This is a genomic window from Paracoccus sp. J39, from assembly GCF_000518925.1.
In the GTDB taxonomy this organism is placed as follows: Bacteria; Pseudomonadota; Alphaproteobacteria; order Rhodobacterales; family Rhodobacteraceae; genus Paracoccus.
In genome coordinates, this window is the sequence record NZ_JAEN01000022.1 from 60,270 (window position 1) to 67,739 (window position 7,470).

At 70.7% G+C, this 7,470-nt stretch carries 8 protein-coding genes; 7 read left to right on the forward strand and 1 reads right to left on the reverse strand.

All coding sequences use genetic code 11. The features are described from left to right. Positions 1 to 24: 24 nt before the first annotated feature. The 7 genes from L632_RS0117645 (at position 25) to L632_RS0117675 (ending at position 6,900) form a co-directional block, all read left to right on the forward strand. A complete protein-coding gene (locus L632_RS0117645; RefSeq protein ID WP_051476489.1) occupies positions 25 to 1,605 on the forward strand; it encodes an ABC transporter substrate-binding protein in 1,581 nt (526 codons plus the stop codon). Then, the gene (locus L632_RS0117650; RefSeq protein WP_232215770.1) at positions 1,590 to 2,621 is read left to right on the forward strand and encodes an ABC transporter permease; all 1,032 of its coding nucleotides are present in this window, start codon (positions 1,590 to 1,592) and stop codon (positions 2,619 to 2,621) included. The genes L632_RS0117645 and L632_RS0117650 overlap by 16 nt, the downstream gene beginning before the upstream one ends. Continuing rightward, complete coding sequence (locus L632_RS0117655; protein WP_028714730.1) at positions 2,618 to 3,469, forward strand: ABC transporter permease; 852 nt, start codon at positions 2,618 to 2,620, stop codon at positions 3,467 to 3,469. Before L632_RS0117650 ends, L632_RS0117655 begins: the two co-directional genes overlap by 4 nt. Next, positions 3,466 to 4,248 carry an ATP-binding cassette domain-containing protein gene (locus tag L632_RS23050; protein WP_036698754.1) on the forward strand — a complete coding sequence of 261 codons (783 nt, stop codon included), beginning with the start codon at positions 3,466 to 3,468 and terminating at the stop codon, positions 4,246 to 4,248. The genes L632_RS0117655 and L632_RS23050 overlap by 4 nt, the downstream gene beginning before the upstream one ends. Next, a complete protein-coding gene (locus tag L632_RS0117665) occupies positions 4,241 to 4,855 on the forward strand; it encodes an ABC transporter ATP-binding protein (RefSeq protein ID WP_028714731.1) in 615 nt (204 codons plus the stop codon). The genes L632_RS23050 and L632_RS0117665 overlap by 8 nt, the downstream gene beginning before the upstream one ends. Before the next feature lie 343 nt (positions 4,856 to 5,198). After that, entirely contained in the window at positions 5,199 to 5,810 is a 612-nt protein-coding gene (locus tag L632_RS0117670; RefSeq protein WP_028714732.1) for a cysteine hydrolase family protein, read from the forward strand. A gap of 334 nt (positions 5,811 to 6,144) precedes the next feature. Continuing rightward, a complete protein-coding gene (locus L632_RS0117675; RefSeq protein ID WP_028714733.1) occupies positions 6,145 to 6,900 on the forward strand; it encodes a hypothetical protein in 756 nt (251 codons plus the stop codon). A 1-nt stretch (position 6,901) separates the two neighbouring features. On the opposite strand, the gene L632_RS23055 is transcribed toward L632_RS0117675, so the two are convergent. Then, entirely contained in the window at positions 6,902 to 7,279 is a 378-nt protein-coding gene (locus L632_RS23055; RefSeq protein WP_051476491.1) for a hypothetical protein, read from the reverse strand. Positions 7,280 to 7,470: the final 191 nt, after the last annotated feature.

Below are 7,470 nucleotides of genomic sequence, written 5' to 3' on the forward strand. Positions count from 1 at the left end.
ATCCAGCCCGGAGAGCCCCAGCCCATGCCCCAAAGACAGTCCAACCCATTTTCGCATATCGTGGCCCTGGGGGTTTTCGCGGCGCTGGCGATCGCACCGGCGGCAGGCTTCTCCGCCCCGAAGACCAGCCTTGTCCTGGCCATCGGCGGCGAGCCGGAAACCGGCTTCGATCCCCTGCTGGGCTGGGGCGCCTATGGTCATCCGCTGTTCCAGTCCACGCTGCTGCGGCGCGATGCGGACCTGGCCATCCAGCCCGACCTGGCGACGGAATGGCACCTGTCCGAGGACCGGCTGACATGGACGGTGACGATCCGCGACGACGCCCGCTTCTCGGACGGCACGCCGCTGACGGCGCGTGACGTGGCCTTCACCTTCGAGCAGGGCAAGACCTCGGCCGGCGGGCTGGACCTGTCGGTGCTGGACAGCGCGAGCGCCACCGACGACCGCACCGTGGTCTTTCGGCTGAAGAAGCCGTGGATCACCTTCGTCGAGAACTTCCTGACGCTCGGCATCCTGCCTGCCGCCTCTTACGGCCCCGATTACGGCCGCCATCCCATCGGCTCCGGCCCCTACCGCTTCGTGTCCTGGCGCGAGGGCGAGCAGCTGATCGTCGAAAGGAATCCCGAATATTACGGCAAGCAGCCGGCATTCGACCGCCTGACCTTTCTGTTCACCGGCGAGGCCGCCGGCCTGGCGGCGGCGCAGGCGGGCGCGGTCGATATGGTTTCGGTTCCTGCCCCGCTTGCCGGCAACCCGCCCCAGAAATTCCGCGCCGTCCCCGTGCCGACCGTGGACAATCGCGGGCTGAGCCTGCCGTTTCTTCCCCCGCAGGATGAGCTCTCGCCCGCAGGGGGCAAGCTCGGCAATGCCGTGACCTCTGACAAGGCGATCCGGCAGGCCATCAATATCGGCCTCGACCGCGAGGCCATCGTCGAGGTCGCGCTGCACGGCCACGGCACCCCGGCCTGGGGCCCGGCGGACGGGCTGCCCTGGCAGGGTCGGGACGACAGCCTGTCCTTTGATCTGGCAGGCGCCAAACGACTGCTGGACGAGGCGGGCTGGATGGAAGGTAAGGACGGCATCCGCGTGAAGGGCGGCATCCGCGCCGCCTTTCCGATCCACTATCCCGCCTCGGATTCCACCCGGCAGATGCTGGCGGAAACCACCGCCGAACTGCTGCGCCCGCTGGGGATCGAGGCCACGCCCAAGGGCGGCTCGTGGAGCAGCATCGAAAAGGTGATGCATGCCGAGCCGGTCGTCTTCGGCTTCGGCAGCCATTCCCCCTATCAGCTGTTTGCGCTTTATGACGGTGCGCTGGCGGGGGTCGAATACCTGAACCCGACCTATTACGCCAATCCCAGGGTAGACGCGCTTTTCGCGGAAGCGCAGGCCGCGCCGTCGCTGGAGCAATCCTATCCGCTCTGGTCCGCCGCGGCCGCCGAATACGGCGTCAGGGGGGATGCGGCATGGGCGTGGCTGGTCAATCTGGACCATGTCTATTTCGTCGGCGAATGCCTCGACCTGGGCCGGACCCAGGTCGAGCCGCATGGCCATGGCTGGCCGATCACCGCATCATTGGCGGAATGGACATGGACCTGCCCATGATGCTGGCGGGCCGCGGTCTGGGCAGGATCATCGCCCTGCGCCTGATGCGGTTGGGGCTGCTGTTGCTGGCTGCTGCGGCGGCGGCTTTCGCGCTGATGAAGCTCTCGCCCGTCGATCCGGTCGATGCCTATCTGGGCCCCGCCATCGCGCGCCTGGGCCCCGAGCAGAAGGCGCTGATCGCCGCCGCATGGGGGCTGGACCAGCCCGTCCTTGCCCAGTTCACCCGCTGGCTGACCCGCATCCTGTCGGGCGATGCGGGCTGGAGCACCGCCTATGGCGCCCCGGTCCGCGCCGTGCTGGCCGAGCGTATCCTGCCTTCGCTGCTCCTGACCCTGCCCGCCTGGCTGCTGTCGGGCGTGCTGGGCTTCGGCCTGGGCATCGCGGCGGGGATCCGCGAAGGATCGCTGCCCGACCGGATCATCCGCATCTACGCCTATGTGACCGCCTCGGCCCCGACCTTCTGGGTGGCGCTGCTGGCGCTGACCCTGTTCTCGGTCAATCTGGGCTGGACGCCGCTTTGCTGTTCGGGCCCGATCGGCGCGCTGCCGCAAGAGGTGACATGGGTCCAGAGGCTGCATCACCTGATCCTGCCGCTTGCGGTCCTGTCGCTCTTGGGGATCGCGCAGATCGCGCTGCATACCCGCGCCAAGGTGGCCGAGCTGATGAAAGCCGATCACGTCCTTTTCGCGCTGGCCCAGGGCGCGCGGCCGGGCGACATCGCCCGGCGCAGCATCGCGCGCAATGCCGCCCTGCCGGCGCTGACCATCTTCTTCGCCTCCATCGGTGAAATCCTCGGCGGTGCGGTGCTGGCCGAGCAGGTCTTCGCCTATCCCGGCCTTGGCCGTGCCACGGTCGAGGCGGCGATGAAGGGCGATGTGCCGCTTCTGCTGGCCATTACCCTGCTGGCGACGCTGGTGGTTTCGACCGGCAACATGCTGGCCGATATCCTCTACCGGATCGTGGATCCGCGCATGCGCGGCCCGGCCCCCGTCCTGCGGGAGGCAAGCGAGGGATGAGCAGCATCGAGACCGCCCCGCGCCCCCGGCGCCGGCCCGCCGCCCTGCCGGCCCATTTGCTGTCCCCGGCGCTTGGATTGCTGCTGCTGGCGGCGCTGGGGATCGCGGCGGCGCTGATCGGCGACAGCGCGATGCGCACCGATTTCCAGGCCCGCTTCCAGCCGCCCGCCCTGGCCCATCCCTTCGGCACCGACCAGCTGGGGCGCGACATGCTGGCCCGGACCCTTGCCGGGCTTGGGGTCAGCATGCAGGTGGGATTCGCCGCAGCCACCATTTCCACCATCGTGGCCATCCTGCTGGCGCTGGCCGCGGGGCTGCACCGTGCCACCGACGCGGCCGTGTCCTTCGTGATCGACCTGTTCCTGGGCCTGCCGCATCTGGTCCTGCTGGTGCTTTTGTCCTTCGCCTTCGGCGGCGGCACGCAGGCGGTCATCCTGGCGGTGGCGCTGACCCACTGGCCGCGCCTCAGCCGGGTCCTGCGCGCCGAGCTGATGCAGGTGCAGGCATCGGACTACGTCCGCAGCTCTTACGCGCTTGGCCGCTCGCGCAGTTTCGTCCTGCTGCGCCATGTCCTGCCGCATCTGCTGCCGCAGGCGGTCGTCGGCTTCATCCTGCTGTTCCCCCACGCGATCCTGCACGAGGCCGGGCTGACCTTCCTCGGCTTCGGGCTGGAGCCCTCGCGCCCCGCCATCGGCATCCTGCTGGCCGATGCGATGAAGACGCTGGCGGCGGGGCGATGGTGGCTGGCGCTGTTCCCCGGCCTCTGCCTGCTGGGGCTGGTCCTGGCCTTCGATGGCATCGGCAATGCCGTGCGCCGGGCGCTGGACCCAAGGAGCGCGGCTCCATGACCCACCTGCTGGAAATCCGCGGATTGTCGCTGCGCTTTCCCTGCGGCGGCGTGCCGCTGGAGGACGTCACGCTGACCGCCCGCCCTGGCGAAATGATGGCCATCGTCGGTGCATCCGGCGCGGGCAAGAGCCTGCTGGCCCGCGCTGTCCTGCACCTGCTGCCCGCCAATGCGCGGATGGGCGGCGAGATCCGGCTGAACGGCATCCCCCTCTCCCCCGCCACGGCGGCGGGGATGCGCGGCAGGGTGCTGGCGCTGGTGCCGCAATCGGTGACCTTCCTCGACCCGCTGGCGACGGTGGGACAGCAGATCCGCTGGGCCGCCAGGCGGGCCGGGCTGCCGCGCAGCTTCCCGGTCGACCAGGCCCTGGCCCGCGTCGGCCTGCCGCCCGAGGTGGCCAGGCTCTATCCCGGCGCGATCTCGGCCGGCATGGCGCGGCGCGTGCTGCTGGCCGCGGCCCTGGCCGGCGATCCCGGCGTCGTTCTTGCCGATGAGCCGACCGACGGGCTGGACCCCGACAATCTGCACCTCGTGCTGCGGCGACTGCGCGCGCTGGCCGATGCCGGGCGCACGGTCGTCGTCATCACCCATGATCTGGTCACCGCCCTGCCCTATGCCGACCGTGTCGCGGTCATGCGCGACGGCCGCATCCTGGCCGAGGAGCGCGCCGCAGCCTTTTCCGGCGACGGCGCCGCCCTGCTGTCGGACTGGAGCCGCAGGCTGTGGAACGCGCTGCCGCAGAACGCTTTCGACACAGCCGGCAGGTCCACCCATGCTTGAAGCCCGCGGTCTCTGCTATCGCCACGATCCCCGCCTGCCTCTGATCGAGGATATCTCGCTGAAGATCGCGTCGAGCGAGATCCTGGGCCTGTCCGGCCCGTCCGGCTGCGGAAAATCGACGCTTGCCCGTCTGCTTGCCGGCTACCTGCTGCCACTGGCGGGACAGGTTTTGCTGGACGGCGCGCCGACAGCCCGAGGCGGGCCTTCGCCGATCCAGTATCTGTCGCAGAGCCCGATCCAGACCATGAACCCGCGCTGGCGCATCGGGCGCATCATCGCCGAAGGCGCGGCCCCCGATCCTGCGCTTGCCGCAAAGCTGGGGGTGGAGCCCGGCTGGGCGACCCGCTTCCCGCATGAGCTGTCCGGCGGACAGCTCATGCGGGTCGCCTTGCTCCGGGCAGTGGCGATCAGTCCGCGCTTCCTGATCGCGGATGAAATCAGCGCGCCGCTGGACGCGGTCGCGCAAGCCGAGCTATGGCATGTCCTGCTGGGTCTGGCCCGGGAAACGGGTATTGGCATCCTGGCGATCAGCCATGACGAAGCACTGCTGTCGCGCATCGCCACGCGCCGGATCGGCTTTGCGGACCGGATGGCCGCAATCAGCTGAAGGCCGCCGCGTAAATCTGCAATAGCACCATTTTCCCCTGAACAGCGAGGAAACAGATGCCCTCATTCCCGCCCTGGCATCTGGAACCGGCCACCGGGCGCGAATGACCTGGCCATCCGGGATGATCCGGTCCGCAGCGGGCGGGGGATAGGATCTGCGGCCCATCGACGGAATCCGGTCGCCGATCGCCGCGCCGGCTTCCAGCCGCCCCCGCCCGCAGCCAGGGCCGGGAAACCGCCTGCGCCAGCGCAACGCCGGCGGCTGCCTCGCGGAACGGGGCGCGGCGGAACAATTTCCCTGCGCATCCGTTTCTGCCCGGAAGAGGCGGCCAGCGGAATCGGCAATGGAACAGGCACTCAGATTCGGCCCGATGGGTCCCGAGACCCTGCATCTTTGCATCGATATGCAGCGGCTCTTCGCCCCCGGCTCGCCCTGGGCGGTGCCCTGGATCGAAAGGATCCTGCCCGTGGTCGCCACGCTGGTGACGGCGCGGCCCGAGCGCACGCTCTTCACCCGCTTCATCCCGCCCGCGCGGCTCGACGCGGCACCCGGCAGCTGGGCGCGCTATTACGCGCAATGGCCCGAGATGCTGCGCGAGCGGCTGGACGGCGAATGGCTGGAGCTGCTGCCGGAACTGGTCCGACACGCGCCGCCTGCGCGGGTGATCGACAAGCCGGTCTATTCGCCCTGGCACGACGGCGGGCTGCACCGCCTGCTGCGCGGAGCCGGGATCACCACGCTGGTGGTCACCGGCGGCGAGACCGATGTCTGCGTGCTCGCCACCGTGCTGGGCGCCGTCGATCTGGGCTACCGGGTGATCCTTGTCGGCGATGCGGTCTGCTCCTCGACCGACCGGGGCCATGACGCGGCGATGACGCTGTACCGCCGGCGCTTCTCGCAGCAGGTCGAGACCGCGCCGCTGGCCGAGGTGCTCGAGGCCTGGTCGGCGGGCTGAGGCCGGGAACAAGCCCGCGCCCGGCAGGTTTCCGTTCCGGGCCCCGGAGGCGGGGCCGCCCGGCAGGCCCGCAGGAGGATTCGATGTCCGCAGCACGCATCAAGACCCGGAAGCAGAAGCGCCTTCCCATCCCGATCATCGCGGCGGCGGGTTTCCTCCGGTTCTGCGACGACGGAGCGGCTGGTGCGCCGCAGCCGGTGCGCAGGGGCGGCGCCGGCAGGGACGCCGCCCGCCGCCCGGATCGCCCCCGACCGGGGCGGGCCGCCCGAGCGAAACGCCCCGGCAACGAACCCGGGGCGACGCATTCCCCCCTGACCGGCCATAGGGGCTGACGATGCCCGGCCGGAAGCTCCCCTCATGCATTCCCCCGGCCGGGATCGGGCATTTCTACCGCAATGCCGACCTGCACGGGCTGTGTCTGGCGCTGTGGGAAGAGGGCGGGCCCGGCAGCGATTCGGTGGCGGAATACCTGCGCGACGCCGGCGCCTCGGTCGAGGTGCTGGTGAATGACGCGCCCCCGTCCGTCTCGCCGGCCCTGCCGCCGATGATGGCGCGGCACCGCCTCTCTGCCTTCTGGACCGCGGAGGAGCAGGCTGAGATCCCCGTCGCCGGCGCGGGGGCGATGGCCGCGACGCTCGAACGCCCGGACCTGATGCAGGTCGATGCGGCGGTGCTGAATCTGCGCGAGCCCGCGGCGCTGGCGCACAGCCTGCAGGCGGCAGGCATCCCCTTCGTCATGTTCACCGCAGGGCCCGAGCTGCATCCGGGCCTCTATCCGCATGGCAGCTGCGTGCCGCGCCGGGACGGTCCCGAGGCGCTGGCCTCGGCCGTCCTGCTGCACAGCGCGCTTTACCATGCCTGCCTGTGCTGCACGCCCGAGATGACGGTGACGGAGATGATGCCCCGGCTGCGTGCCATGGCTCGCTTCCTGGTGCAGGATGCGGCGCTGGCCGACGACCTGGTGGCCGATGCGCTGGAACAGGCCCTGGCCCTTCTTCCGCATCTCTGCTCCGAGCGCGACATCGGCGCGCTCCTCGTGCTTCTTCTTGAGCGGATCTGGGTTCGGCAGAAACTCTCCCGTCCGACGTGATTCAGTTTTGTCTGTTTGCGCGGATGAGGATGGCTGTGATGATGATCAGCAGCAGGATGGCGAGGACGGCGAGCCTCTGCGGCAGGNGGCGCGGGCCGGGGTTGCGGCGGGCGCGGGCGCCCTGGGCCAGCTCGGCGCGGCGCGCCAGGCGCAGCTGCTCGNGGCTGACCGGGGTGCCCGCCGCCTCGTCGTCGGTGCCCAGCGGCGCCGCCGCCGGGTCGGGAAAGCCCAGCTTGTCGCCGGTCCGGCCGGCGTCGATCTCGGCGCGCAGCCGCGAGGGATTGGCGCCGCGGCTCTCCTCCGGCCGCCTTTCCGCTTCCGTCTCCGCCTCTGCTTCCGTCTCCGGCCCGGGCGCGCGCGCCTTCTCCGGCCCGCTCACCGGTCCGGTCCCACGGGGCGGAAAGGGGGCCTTGCGGCCCCCTCTCGCCCGGGTTCAGCGGCGCCCGCGCGAGGCATGGCGCCGGTCGTCGTCATCGTCGCGGCGATGGTCCCAGCCGCGGCGCGCCGCCTCGGCATGGCCCTCGGGATCGCCGAACCAGCCGCCCTGGCCGCCCTGGCCCTGGCCGCGCC